This is a genomic window from Bacillus seohaeanensis, from assembly GCF_042684945.1.
GTDB lineage: Bacteria > Bacillota > Bacilli > Bacillales > Bacillaceae_B > Rossellomorea > Rossellomorea seohaeanensis.
This window is the reverse complement of the sequence record NZ_JBHUMF010000032.1, coordinates 32868-49763: the sequence shown is the minus strand read 5'-3', so window position 1 is coordinate 49763 and position 16896 is coordinate 32868. Positions and strand designations below refer to the sequence as shown.

The following is a 16896-nucleotide window of genomic DNA, read 5'->3' as shown; positions in this document are numbered from 1 at the left end:
AGCTCTTCAGCGCCAATGGTAGTTGGGGGATCTCCCCCTGCGAGAGTAGGACGTTGCCAGGCAAAGGAAAAAGCAGCTCATGTTAGAGTTGCTTTTTTTGTTATGGAAAATAAGAAAACCTATGATAAAGCGCTGTTTGATAGAACCCAAAATGGCTTGTTTCTCGACTTTTAACCTAACCAAGTGCTATATTCAGAAAATAGAAAAAATATATTCGTAGAAGTTGACTTCAAGAGGTTAATTGATTTACAATTTAAATAACTTAATTAATTAGGAGGACTTCATTTGAAAAAGACTTCTATTGAAGCTGTTCCGCTGATTGCTAATTTTTGTGAATGGTTGGAAGAACAAAAGAAATCTCGAAATACAATTCTAACTTATCAACGCGAATTAGAGAGATATCAAGAATGGCTTCAAGGAAAAAATGGTGATATTAGTAATTTGTCAAAGAATGATATTCAATTATATATGACTTTTTTGGAGCAGCAAGGTAAAAGTCCAGTGACGATTGACAAAACATTCGGTGCAATACGCACATTTGCTAAATTTTTAAAAAAACCAGAGGTTACATTTGGAGTGCAAATAAAACCGATAGAAAAAAAGGAAAAAGTAGAAACATTGTCACCTAATGACTGTGTACTTCTATTAGCTAAAGTTAAGGAAAGTGGACACTTAAGAAATATAGCTATTGTATATACATTACTTCATACTGGAATTAGGGTATCCGAGCTATGCTCTTTGAATAAATCAGATGTTGATTTTGTTAATAATCAACTCGTTGTTGCAAATAAGGGAGAAAAGAGGATTATACCGCTTTCTAAAGATGCTAAGTATCACTTGCAAAATTATATGAATTCAAAGGTACCTGGTATAAAGGAAGAAGCTATTTTTAGCTCTAAATCAAATAGCCGTTTAACAGAAAGATCTATCCAGTATATTTTAAAAAAGTATGGAGTTTACCCACATTTGTTGCGTCATACTTTTTGCCAAAAACTTGTTGATAAAGGAATCAGTTTAGAGGTTGTTTCCCTACTAGCAGGGCATAAAGACATTAATATAACAAGAAGATATGTAAAACTCTGTGTTGAGGAGTTAAAACTAGAAGAGGCAATTAATAAAGTTTTTATTAATGATACACTAGGATGAGTTGTAATGGTGTAGGACTAAGTTATTTAAGACGTTAGAATAAAAAGCACTTAAAAAATCTTTATGAGAAAAGTTTTTCCAATGTGCCATTAATATTGAATTGCAAACAAATCAAGGATGAGCAGCTAACTTGCTCATCCTTTTTGGTATTATTGCTGTCCTTTAAACGTGTAAAAACTTTACGCATACAGGATCTGGAACGGATATGTCCGATTGCAGTAGTGTTAGTTTTCCAGTGTCTTTGTCTCTTGAAAACAAAATAATGCTACCAGATTCCTGGTTTGAGGCAACTATGAACTTTTCCGTAGGATCTAGTTCAAAATCCCGTGGCCAGTTTCCTTCTGTATGTGTATATTCAACTAAACTTAATTCACCGGAATCTTCCTTTACCTTAAAAACGGTAATGCTATTATAACCACGGTTTCCAACATAAACAAAACGGCCGTCAGAGGAAATATGAATCGCGCTTCCTTGATTGTTTTCTGTAAAATCTTCCGGAATTGCACGGATGTATTGAAGCTCTGTAAAGCTTCCATCTTCGGTATTGTAGTTTAATACAATTACTTCTGAACTAAATTCTGTCATTACATAGGCGATTGTTTTCGTAGGGTGAAACACCATATGTCTTGGTCCACTGCCTGCTTGAACAGATAGTCTGCTCACTTCTTTTAATGTACCGTTATTTACTTCATACGTATAAATCTTGTCGCTACCTAATTCAGCGACAGTTGCGAATTTTTCATCAGGCGTAAATGCAGCATAATGAGTATGGGGTTTTTCTTGTCTATGGTCAGGACCAGAACCATGGTGTTCGACAATAGAAGAAGGCGGTTTTATTGTGCCATCTGCTTGACTAATTAGATAAGAGTCCACTGTTCCTTTATGGTAATTACTAGAGAGCAGAACACTGTTTTTAGCGTCCACACTAACGTGGCATGGAGGTGATCCCTCTGCTAGTTGTTTGTTTAGTGCTTCAATCATTCCAGTTTCAGCATTAAGTGCATAGGAAGCAACACCTCCCAATGTACCTTCTTTAATGACAGAATAAAGGAATTTATTGTTGTCGCTTATTGTTAAGTAGGTAGGGTTATCAAGCTTTGCCGCGAGTTTAATATTGGTTATTTTTTCTGCTTCTGTATCCAAGGTGAAAGAATAGATTCCTTCACTATCTCCCTTGGTATAAGTTCCGATATATCCGATAAAGTTTTTTGTCATCTATGTATCCCTCCAATGGACTTTGATTAGTTGATTATAACATGAATTGGTAGAGGTTGTTTTGATAAGAGGAGTGAATGAAACGTCAAAGCCTTTTTAGAAATCTTTTTGTCTTTTGGTAGTCGAAGGAATAGGAAACAGAGAGAAGTAGATACGATAGAAAAATTACTCAATACTAACACCTTTGTATTATAATAGATCATAAATAGATAGTAGTAGCATGTTAAAGTAATCGCGGACAAGCATTAAAGGAGGGGACTTTTTTGTACTTAACATTGAAGGAAACGGCAGAGTATTTGTCGATGCCGGAAAATTATATTGAAAGCCTAATTACGCAAAGAAAAGTTAAAGCATTTCATGATGGGGAACAGTATTTAATTAACAAAGACCAGTTTAATCAACATTTGGAACAGTTAGAGAAACTAAAGCAGCAATTAGAGGAGTGGAAGAAGGAGCCTCTGCCAGAAGATCCAGATATAAAAGATGAAGATTAAAAGGGCTACCGGAAAACGAGGTTATTCCTGTGAAATTTAGTATAATAAGAAAAAATTGAATGAAGAAGGAGACATATTACTATGTCTGAAAAGAAAAAGGTAAGTTTGGCCGAAGCAATGAAACAAAAACTTGCTCAACAAACAAGTCAAGCTGTGGAAAGACAGGGCCAGGGCCTAGTGAAAAAAACACAACCGCTTAAAAACCAGCTGTCAAAAAAACCAAACAATCAACGAAAAAGAACGGGGGTATAATATGAATGGTCAAAAGCGTGCATCCATTAAACCAGGGCTTGAGGTCGACATTGTGTTGAAAAAAGATCAGAAAACAGGGATAATAACTCGTGGAGTAGTAAAAGATATCTTAACCAATTCTGCATCGCATCCGCACGGTATTAAAGTTCGTTTAAAGGATGGGAATGTTGGAAGAGTGAAAGAGATTATCGGGGGCAATTGAGATACACTACTGCGAATTTATGACCCAAAAGGTTCTATTTTAGAACCTTTTGGGTTCTTTTTATTTTTGTTTATCTATTTTAGATTTGCGTTGTTCGACTTTATTATTAGAATTAGCTTTAGAACTTCGTAGTGTTTTGGAAGGGATATTATTATTAGGTGCTGCTTGCTCATTCCAATCTGACACGGTATTCATCCTTTCGTTTGATTAGCATGTTTCTTTTAAGATTGTCCTTTTAATAATGAAATATGCAATTAACGATGCAGAACTACGCAACACTACACAAGGTTCGTCCCCGGCTACGTTAATACATTAAAGAAGTGAGGGACGGACCTTTCATATCCATCCCTCGCTTCTTTAGTAACCTTTCTTATAATCAACAAGGTTAACGGAAGGTGCCTTGTGATCAATATAATTCTGTAAATTAGGAATAAAAATTTCCTCAATAACTCGTTTGTCGTAATGTTCTGTTGATCCTGCTGTATGAGGAGTAACTATCACATTATCCATTTCCCAAAGTAGACTTTTCTCTTCAAGAGGTTCGATTTCGAAGACATCAAGACCAGCTCCTGCAATGCTGCCGTCCTGTAATGCTTGAACAAGTTCTTCTTCAACAACGATATCACCACGTCCGATGTTAATAAAAAACGCAGTTGTCTTCATTTGTTGAAACTGTTCAGTACCAAATAGTTGATAGGTCTCCTTTGTGAGGGGAAGTGTAACAACAACGTAATCACATCGAGGTAACACTTCGGATAAGTGCTCTGTTGTATACATTTCATCTACATAGTCTTCTTTTCTTCCAGAGTGACGTACACCTAAAACTTTCATTCCAAAAGCTTTAGCAATTTTTGCAGTTTCTTTTCCTATCGCTCCAACCCCGAGAATGCCAATCGTCTTCTTATGAATTTCGAGTTTCAAGTTTTCATGGTGCCAGTGTTTGGTTTGTTGATTTTTTACATATGTATGGATGTTTCTAGTCAAGGCAAGCATGAGGGCAAAAATCGTTTCGGATATTGGGTAAGCATGGACCCCGTTAGCACTAGTTAGATGTACGGATTTTGAATTTAATTGTTCTAGTGGTAGGGTGTTAACTCCTGCACTCCATGTTTGAATCCAACGTAGTTTTGCGAGGGAGTCTATCTGGTGATTGATTTCTTTTTTCCACCCAGCGATAATTTCAGCATCTTCAATATGTTTACTCCAAATTTTATTGTCTTTACCGGTGATAATCTCCCAATTGGGTATAATATTACTTATTTTTTGAACTAGCTCTTCTTCTAAATTTTGCGTGATAACTAATTTTCTTTTATGCATTTTTCACAAGTCTCCCATCCTTGAATATATTTCTATTTTAACAGAATAATTTGAATTTGTCGGTTGGAAGTTTCCGCCCATACTGCCCATAAGCAAAAAGGTGTACCGCAGCTATACGGCACACCTTTTTGCTTATTTAAATAACTCTGGAATTCCATTTACAAGTGAATAGATTCCCATATAAGACATAGCGATAACGATAAATAGTCCAAAGAGTGTCATCCATAATGGATGTTTGTAATCTCCAACGATTTTTGTTTTATAGGCGGCAATTAACATCACGCCTAATGCAATCGGCAAAATAAGTCCATTGAGAGAACCTACTAATACTAGAATTTTAACGGGTTTTCCTACGACTACAAATACAAACGTAGAAACAGCGATAAATCCGACGATGAACCATTTATGATATTTTTCAATGATAGGATGTAATGTTCGAATAAAAGATACGGATGTGTAGGCAGCGCCGACAACCGATGTAACGGCCGCAGCCCACATGACAACTCCAAATATTTTGTAACCAATATTTCCGGCAGCAAGTTGGAACACAGATGCTGGTGGGTTCGAAGGATCAAGTTGTAATCCTTGGGCAACAATTCCGAGAGCTGCTAAAAACAGAAAGATACGCATGATTGAAGCAATCCCTATCGCGGATACTGAACTTTTTGTAATTTCAGGAAGTGCTTCTTTTCCTTTTACGCCTGCTTCCAATAATCGATGTCCGCCGGCAAAGGTGATATAACCCCCAACTGTACCACCAACAAGTGTCACAATGGCAAGAAAGTCAATTGTGTCAGGTACGAAAGTTTTTGTAACGGCTTCTCCCACCGGTGGGTTTGCTGTAAACATTACGTAGACAGTTAAAGCAATCATGACAAATCCTAGAATTTGGGTGAAACGGTCCATTAATTTACCGGCTTCTCGTACCAAAAATATACCGATGGCTACTATTCCGCTAAAAAGGGCACCCATTTCAGGTGATACACCGAATAAAACATTTGTTCCAAGTCCAGCACCACCAATATTACCGATATTAAAAGCAAGCCCACCTGCTACGATTAATATCGCTAAAAAATAGCCAAGTCCGGGAAGAACATCGTTTGCAATATCTTGTGCACGTTTTTCAGAAACAGCAATAATCCGCCAAATATTTAGCTGAGCCCCAATATCAATAATGATAGAAATTAAAATGACAAAACCAAAGCTTGCTAACAATTTTTCTGTAAAAACGGTTGTTTGCGTTAAAAATCCTGGTCCAATAGCAGACGTTGCCATTAAGAAGGCAGCACCAAGAAGTATGCTTGCATTTGACTTTTTCATACACGTTGCTCCTTTATTAAAAGATGATTATTCTTGATTTAATTTCTAGAGTAGGGAGCCTTAGAAATTAAATTTCTTGTTTAAAGAGAATCGCCAATTTTTCTTATCTTGATACCAGCCTCATTTAAAGCAGTAGAAATATACTGAGCAAATTCTAAAGCCTTTTCTCCATCCCCATGAATACATATAGTATCAGCCTGAATGCTGACATCTGTTCCTTGCAAGGATGTAACTTTGTTTTCCTTTACCATTCGAATAACTTGGTTAACTGCTGTCTCGTGCTCCTTAATTAATGCGTTAGGAAGCCTTCTTGACGTTAATGTGCCGTCTTCTTGATAGGTACGATCAGAAAACACTTCGTGCGCAGATCGAATCCCGATTTTTTTTCCTGCTTTGACCAACTCGCTACCTGCAAGTCCAAATAAAATTAGTTCAGGATCAATTTTATAAATGGCCTCCGCAATTGCTTCAGACAGTTTTGCGTCTTTAGAAGCCATATTAAACAATGCACCATGTGGTTTAACATGCTGTAATTTTCCACCTTCCGACTTGACGAAGCCGTAGAGGGCACCAATTTGATAAGTGACAAGATCATAGGCTTCTTCAGGAGAGATGTCCATATTTCTTCTCCCAAATCCAGGTAAGTCCTGAAGTCCAGGATGAACACCGATTCCTACTTCTTTGGATAGTGCCATGCGCACTGTTTTTTTCATTGTAGATGGATCACCTGCGTGAAATCCACATGCTATGTTCGCAGAAGTAATATAGTCTAATATTTCTGCATCTCTTCCCATTTTATAAGAGCCAAAGCTTTCTCCCATATCACAATTTAAGTCAACGGTATACATTTCTTCTCCTCCTAATATTAATTTGTTCCTGGCACAGAATGCCGTTTTTGTACCAGGAACAAAATATACTTCTTAGTTAATTTTCAGTGAGATTCCCTGTTTTAGTTGTTGAAGTTGTTGTTCTCTTTTTAAATAAAGTAGTTGTGCCTCTTCGTGGCTTATTTCTTGGAATCTGAGTTTATCTCCTGGTTTTAATTGGGCAACATACGGTAGGTCAATAGTTGCGATTTGTCCTATTTTCGGGTAGCCGCCTGTTGTTTGCCGATCAGCTAAAAGAATGATCGGATTCCCTTCTGAAGGAACCTGGATTGTACCAAAATTTACTGCTTCTGAAAGCATCTCTGCCGCTGATTCCAAAGCTAATTTAGGACCCTTTAAGCGGTATCCCATCCGGTCTGATTGAGAGGTGATTTCAAATGCCTCGGAAAAAACTTTTTCTTTGCTTTCTGTGGAGAATAAATCATATTCTCTACCTCTTATTACTCGAATAGCCGGATTGTTATGGTGAATTGGAATGAGCTCAGAAGTAACAGACCAATCCATTTCGGAGTAGGGGTTGCTTTCAAGTTCAGGAAGGAGACTATCATATATGTCTCGGGAGATTTTACTCATGGTTCCTGTAGTTAATTCATCCCCACTTTGAAGAGAACGTCCGTTGAACCCACCAATCCCAGCACGTAAATAGGTTGACTTGCTGTTCATGACTGTCGGGACATCCCATCCTCCAGCAACTGCAATGTAACAACGGCAGCCGTTTTTAGCTTGTCCAAATTTGAGTGTACTCCCTTTTTTTGCTAAAACAGAACGCCATAACGGAACATTTTGTCCATCGATAGTTGGGGTGAGATTTCCACCACAAAGGGAAATTAATGTTGTTTCTGTAAACTCAATGATTGGACCAAGTAGTGTTGTTTCTATTGTTGCGGCGTTTTCTTCGTTTCCCACTAATAAGTTACCAATCCTATGAGCAAGTGGATCCATTACGCCGCTTGCGATAACACCATATTTTTGGTAACCGTATCTTCCTAAGTCCTGGATACTTGATAGGAGGCCTGGTTTCACTATTTTAATCATATTTTGCCTCCCATTCTTTGAAATCTTCTTGAGTGATTGGTTTGAATTGAATTTTGTCTCCTGCCTGTAGAAGACTTGGTGAATCTTCCTTAGGACGAAATAGCTTTAATGGTGTTTTTCCTATTAATTGCCATCCACCGGGAGTTTCGATAGGGTAGACGCCAGTTTGTGCACCCGCTATCCCTACACTTCCTTCTGGTATTTTTAGACGGGGAGAGCTTCTTCGAGGGGTGGCTATTTTCTCTGACATACCGCCGATATATGGAAAGCCAGGGGCAAATCCAATCATATAAACTAAGTAGTCTCCGCTAGAGTGAATAGCAATTACCTCTTCCGGTGTTAAGTTGTTATGAGTTGCAACATACTCTAAATCAGGTCCATATTCTCCACCGTAACAAACTGGAATTTCCACTACCCTAGATTGAAAGCTTTGTTGTGTTTGTAAGCGAGTGAAAATCGTTTCTAGTTTTTCGCAAACTAGCTCATAGGGAAGTTGCTTGTTCTTTTTATTAAATACATCTATTAAGTTTATTGGATCATAAAATAAAGTAATGGTTGTAAAAGCAGGGACGTACTCAATTAACCACTCAAAATTGTTTTCGTCAAAAAAGGATGTAACCTCTTTTATTTTTTGTTGTGTTTCGACATTGATTTCAGTCCCCAAATCCACGATAACAGCATTGTCCCCAAGTGGTCGTAAACGAAATTCCATTTTGAACACCTCCTTGGAATTCATTATTATGCATAAAGATACAGTAGGGATTTACAAAAATAATAGTTGAATAGTGGATGGTTTTTCCAATCTAACTTTGGATGTAAAAGTATATCAAATTAGTCTATAATTCTGAAAATTCCGGACCATAAGAACTATTATATACAAAAACTATACATAATAAAAGGGTTATCTAAGATGCACTGACGTGTTAATAGATAATCACGGTAACGTGCTAAAGGTCCGTCCCTCATCACGGTGGCGCGGTGAAGTGGATAGGGACGGACATTGGAAGACTTTTTTACCTTTTCAATATGGGGGTTCTGTGCTAATATTTAGTGATGCGAAATATTGCTTTTAGAGGTGCTTAATTGACTGAAAAACGCTGTCTTTTGGCAGTTGTTTTTTAGTTTAGTATATTTTGAGGGAGGAGAAATCTTGAGCAACATAGCAAAAGAACCATTATGGACGAAATCCTTCGTTATGCTTATTATAGGAAACTTATTTGTGTTCATGTCTTTTCAAATGCTTATTCCAACGATGCCTCCGTATATAAAGTCAATTGGGGCGTCTGGCCTAGAAATAGGATTAGTAACAACATTGTTCTCAGTAGGTGCTGTGTTATCCCGTCCGTTTATTGGATTTATGTTGGAGTATAGAAGGAGAAAACCACTCGTTTTAATTGGTGCATTATCGCTATTGCTTATTACTGTTATTTACCCGGTCTCCCAAGTTGTGGTGATATTTTTGCTGTTCCGATTTATTCATGGTTTAGCATGGGGATGGTCAACAACAGTTAACGGAACAGCAGCAGTTGACGTTGTTCCGAACAAGAGGCTTGGTGAAGGAATGGGTTATTATGGGCTATCGATTACAATCGGGATGATTGTTGCGCCAAGTCTAGGTATCTATTTATTTCAAGTCACTACCTTTTTTAACTTGATATTAATTTCAAGTATTTTAGGGGTAATTGCAATAATATTACTTGCAACTGTTCATTACCAAACACCAGAAGTTGTAAAAAACACTAATAAAGAAGAGTTGAAATTTTCCTATTTTGATTCATTAATAGAGAAATCAAGTTGGTTTCCAGCATTTGTAACGATAATGGTAACATTTGCATATGGGTCAATTGTTACGTTTATCGTTATTTTTGGGGAGGAACGAGGGATTGATCAAATATTTCTTTTCTATTTGTGTAATGCGATTGTAGCTTCGATTTCGAGACCGATTGCCGGAAAATGGTTTGATCAGCATGGACCAAAAGGGCTTGTATTATTGTGCACATTCCTAACGTTCATTGGGATGTGGTTTTTATCCTTTGCTCATTCCAACTTGTTTATCGTCATTGCAGGTATTTTATTTGGGGTAGGGTATGGTACGCTTATTCCAACATTACAATCGTGGATATTATCTCAAACTCCTGCACATCGACGCGGAGTTGCTAATGGAATGTTTTTCTCTTCTATTGATCTTGGTATTGGATTAAGTGGGCTTGTTTTTGGGATTCTCGCTGAGTATGTAGAAATCGCAACGCTTTTCCAAATTTCGAGCTTTTTTCTTCTTGTTGCAATCGCTGTAACGATTTTTGAAGGAAGAAAAAGAAAAATTGCACAGCAACAAGAGCGTGCGGCTTCATTATAAGTTTTCAAAAAATCCTTGAGTCCAAAGACTCAGGGATTTTTTGAATTTGTCTCTATTATTAGCGAACGGTGATGTTTCTATTTTATCAGCGAAGCGACAAGCATCGACTCTTGTTCCCTCGTCTAACCCAATAACCGCTTATTAATTAGTCATTTATCCAATTCAGGAAATATTTTACCTGGGTTCATAATATTATTCGGGTCAAGCATACGTTTAATTCCCATCATAATCTCCAACGATTCACCATGTTCCTTTTTTTGAAACTTTTGTTTTCCTAAACCAACTCCATGTTCCCCTGTGCATGTACCACCATAAGATAAAGCCCATGAAACGATCGCTTCATTTACTGTTTCTGCCTTCTCCGTTTCAGTTGGAGAGTTTGGATCAAATAGAATAAGAGTGTGAAAGTTTCCATCTCCGACATGACCAAAAATGGCACCATCCAAACCTAATGAATCTATTTTTTTTCTTGTTTTTTCAATAATGGTTGGAAGTGATGAAAGAGGGACACAGACATCGGTGCCAATGGTGCTACAGTTAGGTTTATGTCGAAATGCATAGGAAAGTTCATGTCGGGCTTTCCACAGAACAGCCCTTTTTTTAGAGTCTGTTTCAATAAGTACAGTAGAGCAGTTTAAATCCTCTAAAATATCCTTTGTAAAAGCTGTATCATGATTTACTCCAGCTTCATTGCCGGTTATCTCGATAAAAAGAGTTGGTAATTCTTCGTATGTAGTATTATGAAACTTATTCATTTCTCGAATAGAGCGTTCATCGACAAGTTCAATTCGAGTAATGGATACCCCGCTTGTAAGTAATGCGACTGCTGCCTGTCCACAGTCTTTAACAGACGGAAAGCAAGATCGAACGGAAGAAACGGTCTCGGGAATGCCGTACACTTTTAGAACAATTTCAGTAAATATTCCAAGTGTTCCTTCTGAACCTGCAAACAAATTAGTTAAGTTGTACCCTGATGATGATTTGCTTGCAAGACTTCCTGTCCGTATCTTTCTACCATCTGCCAATACGACCTCTAAATCAACTATTTGTTGTCGCATTGCTCCATATCGTACTGCAGTTGTCCCACTCGCATTAGTAGAAACCATGCCGCCGATTGTTGCATTAGCTCCAGGATCGATAGGGAAAAATAGTCCGTATTTCTTTAATGTTTGATTCAATTCTTCTCTTGTTATACCAGGTTGTACTTTGACTAATAGGTCTTCAGGGCGAACTTCTAATACTTTATTCATATGTTGGAAGTCTAGTGAAATCCCTTGTTTAACAGGGATAGCTTGTCCTTCCAGGCCAGACCCGATCCCATAAGGTGTCAATGGCACGCTACGGTCATTTGCATAGCCAACAACTTTTTGAATGTCCGAAACGTCGTAAGGAAAGATGACGATGTTAGGTGGGGTAGATGGATGGGAAGATTCATCAAAACTATGCTCGTATAAAATCGTTTCATTTGCTGAAATTTGCTCACTTTGCAACATTCTTTTTAGGTCATTAAATAATTCCAAAACGCACACTCTCCTAATTAGCTTACTTTTCTGAAAAATCATTTATTATTATGATAGCATAAGCTATAATATTAAAAATTAAAAGAGTTGAGAAAAGGTGAATTGCTATCTTTTTAGAGGGAAACCCTATCTCTTCTCAGATTTTCTATATTGGCTTTCAAAAAGGGGGGACAATGAGATGAGTACTATTAAAAAAATGCAAACAAAAGAACAATTAATCGAATTGTTATGTGAGCTTGTAAGTGTAAAAAGTATTACAGGTACTCCTGATGAAGTGAAGATGGCGAACACAATCGTTGAGAAACTAGCAGAATTACGTTACTACCAGGACTATCCCGAGTATCTCCAATTACACCCAACAGGCGATGGCAGGTATTTTGTTATGGCACTAGCAAAAAAGGAAAATACAAAGAAAACTGTGGTAATGGTGAATCATTTTGATGTCGTCAATGTCGAAGACTACGGTATGTTGCAAGAGGAAGCTTTTGACCCTTATAGATTGAAAGAATTGATGTGTAGCAGGTTAGAAGAATATACGGAAGAAGTACAAGAACATTTACAATCAGACGAATGGCTTTTTGGACGTGGAATAATGGATATGAAGGCAGGGTTAACACTTCAAATGTCCCTTTTGGAAAAAGCGGCACTTGGGGAGTTTGAGGGCAATTTGGTTTTACTAGCAGTTCCAGATGAGGAAGCAAATTCAGAAGGGATGCGAAAAGCGGTTCCTGCTTTATTACGTCTAGCACAACAATACGACCTTGAGTATGAATTGATTTTAAATTCAGAGCCAATGTTTACGCAATATCCAGGTGATACGAACCAGTATCTTTATACAGGTTCGATTGGAAAAGTAATGCCAGGTTTTTTGTGCTATGGACGGGAAACACATGTAGGCGAGCCGCTTTCTGGGTTAAATGCAAACTTAATGTCTTCTTTGATTACGGCTGAGATGGAACTAAATACACATTTTTGCGAAACGTCAGGAGAACAAACGAGTCCTCCGCCAACGAGTCTTATCCAAAAAGATTTGAAACTAGATTACTCGGTTCAAATTCCTCACCGTGCAGTTAATTTATATAATTTATTTATTTTTGAACGATCGCTAGAAAAAATTGTAAATGATCTATTAGACGTTGGAAAAAGGGTAGGGAAACAAATTGAATCCCTTTATCAAAAACGGACCGATAGCTATGCTGAGTTACAAGGAAAAGAAAAGGGGGAACAAAGCGTAGGGGTTGGTGTGCTTACGTTCGAGCAAATCCGAAATTACGCGATGCAAACATACGGGGCTCCAAAAGTACAAGAAATTGAACAAAAGATTTATGCGGACCGTGATCAGTACGATGACCGTCAGTTAACAATAAAAATTGTCGATGAGTATGCCATGTTGTGCAAAGACCTAGCACCAATGATTGTCCTGTTTTTTGCTCCACCTTATTATCCTGCTGTCGGGAATCATAACGATGAATTTATTAGTATGCTAACGGGGGATTTAAAAAATTATGCTAAACAAAAGCATGATATTTCATTAGAAAATGTTCGTTATTACAATGGTATTTCAGATTTAAGCTATGTTAATTTGAAAGAAGATTTATCATCACTTGGATCATTTATAGAAAATGTTCCGGTATGGGATGTTACGTATTCAATTCCTGTTTATGAAATGAAACAGTTGAGAGTTCCTGTATTAAACGTAGGTCCAGTTGGACGGGACCCTCATCAACAAACAGAAAGGTTACATGCAGACTATGCATTTACTACGTTAAAAGATATGGCGGAGCATTTAGTAGCAACCGTTTTTGCATTTTCTAAGAAGAATGGATAAAAAGCACTAATTACTAAAATAGATTGGATAAGTAACATATTTTTGGTACCTATATCAGAGTAATCAGTATAATGCTGGTTGCTCCTTTTCGTTTATTAATCAGTGCAAACAGTTTTAAAAGTCATACAGAGTGAATACATCTTAAGTAAGGTGATGTCTTTCTATTATCTAGAGGGTACAATGTCCTATTTGTGACGTTAATTTGTTAAAAATGTGTGAATTTTACAGTTTTTTTAAAAAAACGTTGACAAATAATATTGATAATCATTATCATTGTATTTGTAGAAAGGAGAGACAGTTAATAAATTGTCACCCTCTTTTTTTATGAACTATTGATAATGATTATCAATTGCGCCAAGTACATAACGACCATTAGTAATATTCAAATTACTAATTAGCAGTATTTGTAGGAAACAGAATAAGTAGTTCACGTAACTGCACAAAGAATTTTAGGGATGATTTATGAAAAAAAGATACTTATTTACAGCACTAGTTATATTATCTGTTACCTCTTTATTTATTGGAGTAAAAAACATTACACCACTTGATATTTTCAATCTAAGTGAGGATCAATTGGAAATTCTGTTTGTCAGTAGGTTTCCGAGACTTATCAGTATTATTATTGCGGGTGTCAGTATGAGTATATGTGGATTGATTATGCAGCAGTTGAGCCGAAATAAATTTGTATCACCAACAACTGCAGGAACAATGGATTCAGCGAGACTAGGTATTTTGGTTTCACTCATGCTCTTTACTTCCGCAAGCCCGATTGTAAAAATGCTTATTGCGTTTGTTTTTGCGCTTCTCGGAACCTTTATATTTATGAAAATACTAGACAAAGTAAAGTACAAAGACGCGATTTTCATTCCGCTAGTCGGACTTATGTTTGGTAATATCATTGGGTCGATCACGACATTTTTTGCTTATAAAAATGACCTTATCCAAAACATGTCATCATGGTTGCAAGGGAATTTCTCAATGATTTTACAAGGGCGATATGAGCTTTTGTATATTAGTATTCCGCTATTAATCATTGCTTATTTTTATGCTAATAAGTTTACAATAGCAGGAATGGGAGAAGAGTTTTCGACTAACTTAGGGATGAATCATAAAAAAATCGTCAATATTGGCTTGGTTATTGTTGCGCTTGTCACTACCGTTGTTGTTCTGACTGTCGGAATGATCCCGTTTCTCGGGTTGATTATTCCGAATATCGTCACCATGTACCAGGGAGATAACTTGAAAAAAAGTCTTTCTCATACAGCACTTCTTGGAGCAGTATTCGTGTTGTTCTGTGACATTCTTGGCCGGGTAATTATCTATCCTTATGAAATTGCGATAGGTGTTACGGTCGGGGTTATTGGCAGCGGAATCTTCCTTTACTTGATTATGAGGAGAAAGGCATATGAGTAATAAGATAAAAATCAGCATTCTTGCAGTATTGTCTATCATTTTAATACTAGTGTTTCTATTTATTGATCTTGGAAGTAACTGGGGATATGTGCTTCCACGTAGAGGAGAAAAGCTTCTGGCAATCGTCGTTACAGGATCTGCTATTGCTTTTTCGACAATGGTATTCCAAACAATAACAAATAACCGGATTTTGACACCAAGTATAATCGGCTTAGATTCCTTGTATATGCTCATTCAAACCGTTCTTATTTTCGTATTTGGATCCATGAGTGTAACCGTTTTAGATAAGAATATTAATTTTATGTTATCAGTTGGATTGATGGTGCTATTTGCAGGGATTCTTTACAGGCTTCTTTTTAAACGAGAAGGTCAGAATATTTACTTTCTTCTACTCGTCGGATTGATTTTTGGCACATTCTTTGGAAGTATTTCCTCCTTTATGCAAGTGCTGATCGATCCAAATGAATTCCTGATTGTACAGGATAGAATGTTTGCGAGCTTTAATAATGTCAATACAGATCTCTTAATCATTTCAATTGTGACAATCGCTATTGTAGGGATTTATGTTTCAAGATTTGTTAAATATTTGGATGTTCTTTCACTCGGAAAAGAACAAGCGGTAAATCTCGGTGTTGATTATGACTATGTTGTCAAAAGGTTGCTTGTTGTTATTGCGATCCTCGTATCGGTTTCAACAGCACTAGTTGGACCAATCACCTTTCTCGGGTTACTTGTGGCCAATGTCGCACATGAATTTTTAAAAACATATCAGCACAAACATTTAATTGCTGGTTCCGTATTTATTAGTATCGTAGCCTTAGTAGGCGGTCAACTCATTGTGGAAAGAGTTTTCACCTTCTCCACTTCCTTGAGTGTCATCATCAATTTCATTGGTGGTGTGTACTTTATCTATCTTTTATTAAAGGAGAATAAAACATGGTAGATGTAAGAGAAGTTTCCAAACGATATGGCAATAAAAATGTTGTCAATAATGTTTCGTTAAAAATTAATAAAGGGAAAATTACAAGTTTTATAGGACCTAATGGAGCTGGAAAAAGTACGTTGCTTTCGATGGTAAGCAGACTGATTAGTAAAGATGCTGGAGAGATTTACATTGAGGGGAAAGAAATTAGCAAGTGTAAGAGTAATGATTTAGCGAAACAAATTTCAATTCTCAAGCAATCCAATCATATTAATCTCCGCTTAACGGTGAAGGAACTAGTTAGTTTTGGCCGTTTTCCTTACTCACAGGGAAGGTTAACAAGAGAAGATAAGAAATTTATTAATGAAGCAATTGACTATATGGAGTTAGAAGAAATTCAAGATAAATTCCTTGATCAGCTAAGTGGTGGTCAAAAGCAAAGAGCCTATATCGCCATGGTTATCGCGCAGGATACAGAATATATTTTACTGGATGAGCCATTGAACAACTTGGATATGAAACATTCTGTTCAAATTATGAAGGTGTTGCGAAGACTTGTCGATGAACTGGGCAAAACCGTCGTAATTGTATTGCATGATATAAATTTTGCTTCTTGTTATTCCGATTATATCGTAGCACTTAAAAACGGTGAAGTTGTAAGAGATGGTCCTGCTAAAGAGATTATTACACAGCCTGTCCTGAAAGAAGTCTACGATATGGATATTGCTATTCAGGACATTAATGAAGAGAGGATATGTGTTTATTTCGCTTAACTTATTAATTGTTTAAAAATTAGTGTGATGGTCTAGGAAGTCAATTCTTTTAAAAAAGGCTTTTTTCGTAAAGAATGTTGCTTTTTAACAAAAACAACATTCTGTGAGAAAAGAGCCTAAAAAAGAAGGAATAGCTTTCAGCAACCTTCTCCACTGATTTAACTATAAAAAATTTTAGGAGTGAAACAAAGTGAAGAATAAATTAATTTTATTTTT

General features: G+C 36.8%; 17 protein-coding genes. 9 read left to right on the top strand and 8 right to left on the bottom strand.

Translation table 11 applies throughout. The annotated features are described in order from the left end of the window. The first annotated feature begins 285 nt into the window (after nucleotides 1–285). Nucleotides 286–1146, top strand: a complete 861-nt coding sequence (locus tag ACFSUL_RS19830) for a tyrosine-type recombinase/integrase (RefSeq protein ID WP_377937881.1) — start codon at nucleotides 286–288, stop codon at nucleotides 1144–1146. Between the two features lie 162 nt (nucleotides 1147–1308). On the opposite strand, the gene ACFSUL_RS19825 is transcribed toward ACFSUL_RS19830, so the two are convergent. Next, nucleotides 1309–2361: a lactonase family protein gene (locus ACFSUL_RS19825; protein WP_377937879.1), complete on the bottom strand. Its 1053-nt coding sequence runs from the start codon at nucleotides 2359–2361 to the stop codon at nucleotides 1309–1311. 263 nt (nucleotides 2362–2624) lie between these two features. Here ACFSUL_RS19825 and ACFSUL_RS19820 point away from each other — a divergent pair, with 263 nt between their 5' ends. The 3 genes from ACFSUL_RS19820 (at nucleotide 2625) to ACFSUL_RS19810 (ending at nucleotide 3309) form a co-directional block, all read left to right on the top strand. Then, on the top strand, nucleotides 2625–2855 hold the full coding sequence (locus ACFSUL_RS19820; RefSeq protein WP_071414292.1) for an excisionase family DNA-binding protein: 231 nt from the start codon (nucleotides 2625–2627) through the stop codon (nucleotides 2853–2855). 81 nt (nucleotides 2856–2936) lie between these two features. Next, nucleotides 2937–3107, top strand: a complete 171-nt coding sequence (locus ACFSUL_RS19815) for a hypothetical protein (RefSeq protein ID WP_377937876.1) — start codon at nucleotides 2937–2939, stop codon at nucleotides 3105–3107. A 1-nt stretch (nucleotide 3108) separates the two neighbouring features. Then, nucleotides 3109–3309, top strand: a complete 201-nt coding sequence (locus ACFSUL_RS19810; protein WP_377937874.1) for a YwbE family protein — start codon at nucleotides 3109–3111, stop codon at nucleotides 3307–3309. A gap of 60 nt (nucleotides 3310–3369) precedes the next feature. On the opposite strand, the gene ACFSUL_RS19805 is transcribed toward ACFSUL_RS19810, so the two are convergent. From ACFSUL_RS19805 to pxpB, 6 genes are all read right to left on the bottom strand, one after another. Further along, nucleotides 3370–3495 (bottom strand): hypothetical protein, encoded by a 126-nt coding sequence (locus ACFSUL_RS19805; protein WP_377937872.1) that lies wholly within the window; start codon nucleotides 3493–3495, stop codon nucleotides 3370–3372. A 171-nt stretch (nucleotides 3496–3666) separates the two neighbouring features. Continuing rightward, the gene (locus ACFSUL_RS19800; protein WP_377937870.1) at nucleotides 3667–4626 is read right to left on the bottom strand and encodes a D-2-hydroxyacid dehydrogenase; all 960 of its coding nucleotides are present in this window, start codon (nucleotides 4624–4626) and stop codon (nucleotides 3667–3669) included. A gap of 132 nt (nucleotides 4627–4758) precedes the next feature. After that, nucleotides 4759–5946, bottom strand: coding sequence for an NRAMP family divalent metal transporter (locus tag ACFSUL_RS19795; protein ID WP_377937868.1), 1188 nt, complete (start codon nucleotides 5944–5946; stop codon nucleotides 4759–4761). 80 nt (nucleotides 5947–6026) lie between these two features. After that, a complete protein-coding gene (locus ACFSUL_RS19790; protein ID WP_377937866.1) occupies nucleotides 6027–6794 on the bottom strand; it encodes a LamB/YcsF family protein in 768 nt (255 codons plus the stop codon). A gap of 72 nt (nucleotides 6795–6866) precedes the next feature. Continuing rightward, nucleotides 6867–7868 carry a 5-oxoprolinase subunit C family protein gene (locus ACFSUL_RS19785; RefSeq protein WP_377937864.1) on the bottom strand — a complete coding sequence of 334 codons (1002 nt, stop codon included), beginning with the start codon at nucleotides 7866–7868 and terminating at the stop codon, nucleotides 6867–6869. Beyond that, a complete protein-coding gene (gene pxpB, locus ACFSUL_RS19780) occupies nucleotides 7861–8580 on the bottom strand; it encodes a 5-oxoprolinase subunit PxpB (RefSeq protein ID WP_377937862.1) in 720 nt (239 codons plus the stop codon). Before pxpB ends, ACFSUL_RS19785 begins: the two co-directional genes overlap by 8 nt. 483 nt (nucleotides 8581–9063) lie before the next feature. Here pxpB and ACFSUL_RS19775 point away from each other — a divergent pair, with 483 nt between their 5' ends. Continuing rightward, the gene (locus ACFSUL_RS19775) at nucleotides 9064–10224 is read left to right on the top strand and encodes an MFS transporter (protein WP_377937892.1); all 1161 of its coding nucleotides are present in this window, start codon (nucleotides 9064–9066) and stop codon (nucleotides 10222–10224) included. A gap of 149 nt (nucleotides 10225–10373) precedes the next feature. Here the strand turns inward: ACFSUL_RS19775 and ACFSUL_RS19770 are convergent, their stop codons facing one another. After that, nucleotides 10374–11717 (bottom strand): FAD-binding oxidoreductase, encoded by a 1344-nt coding sequence (locus ACFSUL_RS19770; protein ID WP_377937890.1) that lies wholly within the window; start codon nucleotides 11715–11717, stop codon nucleotides 10374–10376. Between the two features lie 214 nt (nucleotides 11718–11931). Between ACFSUL_RS19770 and ACFSUL_RS19765 the strand changes: the two genes are divergently transcribed. The 4 genes from ACFSUL_RS19765 (at nucleotide 11932) to ACFSUL_RS19750 (ending at nucleotide 16680) form a co-directional block, all read left to right on the top strand. Continuing rightward, complete coding sequence (locus ACFSUL_RS19765) at nucleotides 11932–13572, top strand: M20/M25/M40 family metallo-hydrolase (RefSeq protein WP_377937888.1); 1641 nt, start codon at nucleotides 11932–11934, stop codon at nucleotides 13570–13572. Between the two features lie 462 nt (nucleotides 13573–14034). Then, entirely contained in the window at nucleotides 14035–14985 is a 951-nt protein-coding gene (locus ACFSUL_RS19760) for an ABC transporter permease (RefSeq protein WP_377937860.1), read from the top strand. Beyond that, complete coding sequence (locus tag ACFSUL_RS19755; RefSeq protein WP_377937858.1) at nucleotides 14978–15928, top strand: iron chelate uptake ABC transporter family permease subunit; 951 nt, start codon at nucleotides 14978–14980, stop codon at nucleotides 15926–15928. Before ACFSUL_RS19760 ends, ACFSUL_RS19755 begins: the two co-directional genes overlap by 8 nt. Continuing rightward, nucleotides 15922–16680: an iron ABC transporter ATP-binding protein gene (locus ACFSUL_RS19750; protein ID WP_071414282.1), complete on the top strand. Its 759-nt coding sequence runs from the start codon at nucleotides 15922–15924 to the stop codon at nucleotides 16678–16680. Before ACFSUL_RS19755 ends, ACFSUL_RS19750 begins: the two co-directional genes overlap by 7 nt. Nucleotides 16681–16896 lie beyond the last annotated feature (216 nt).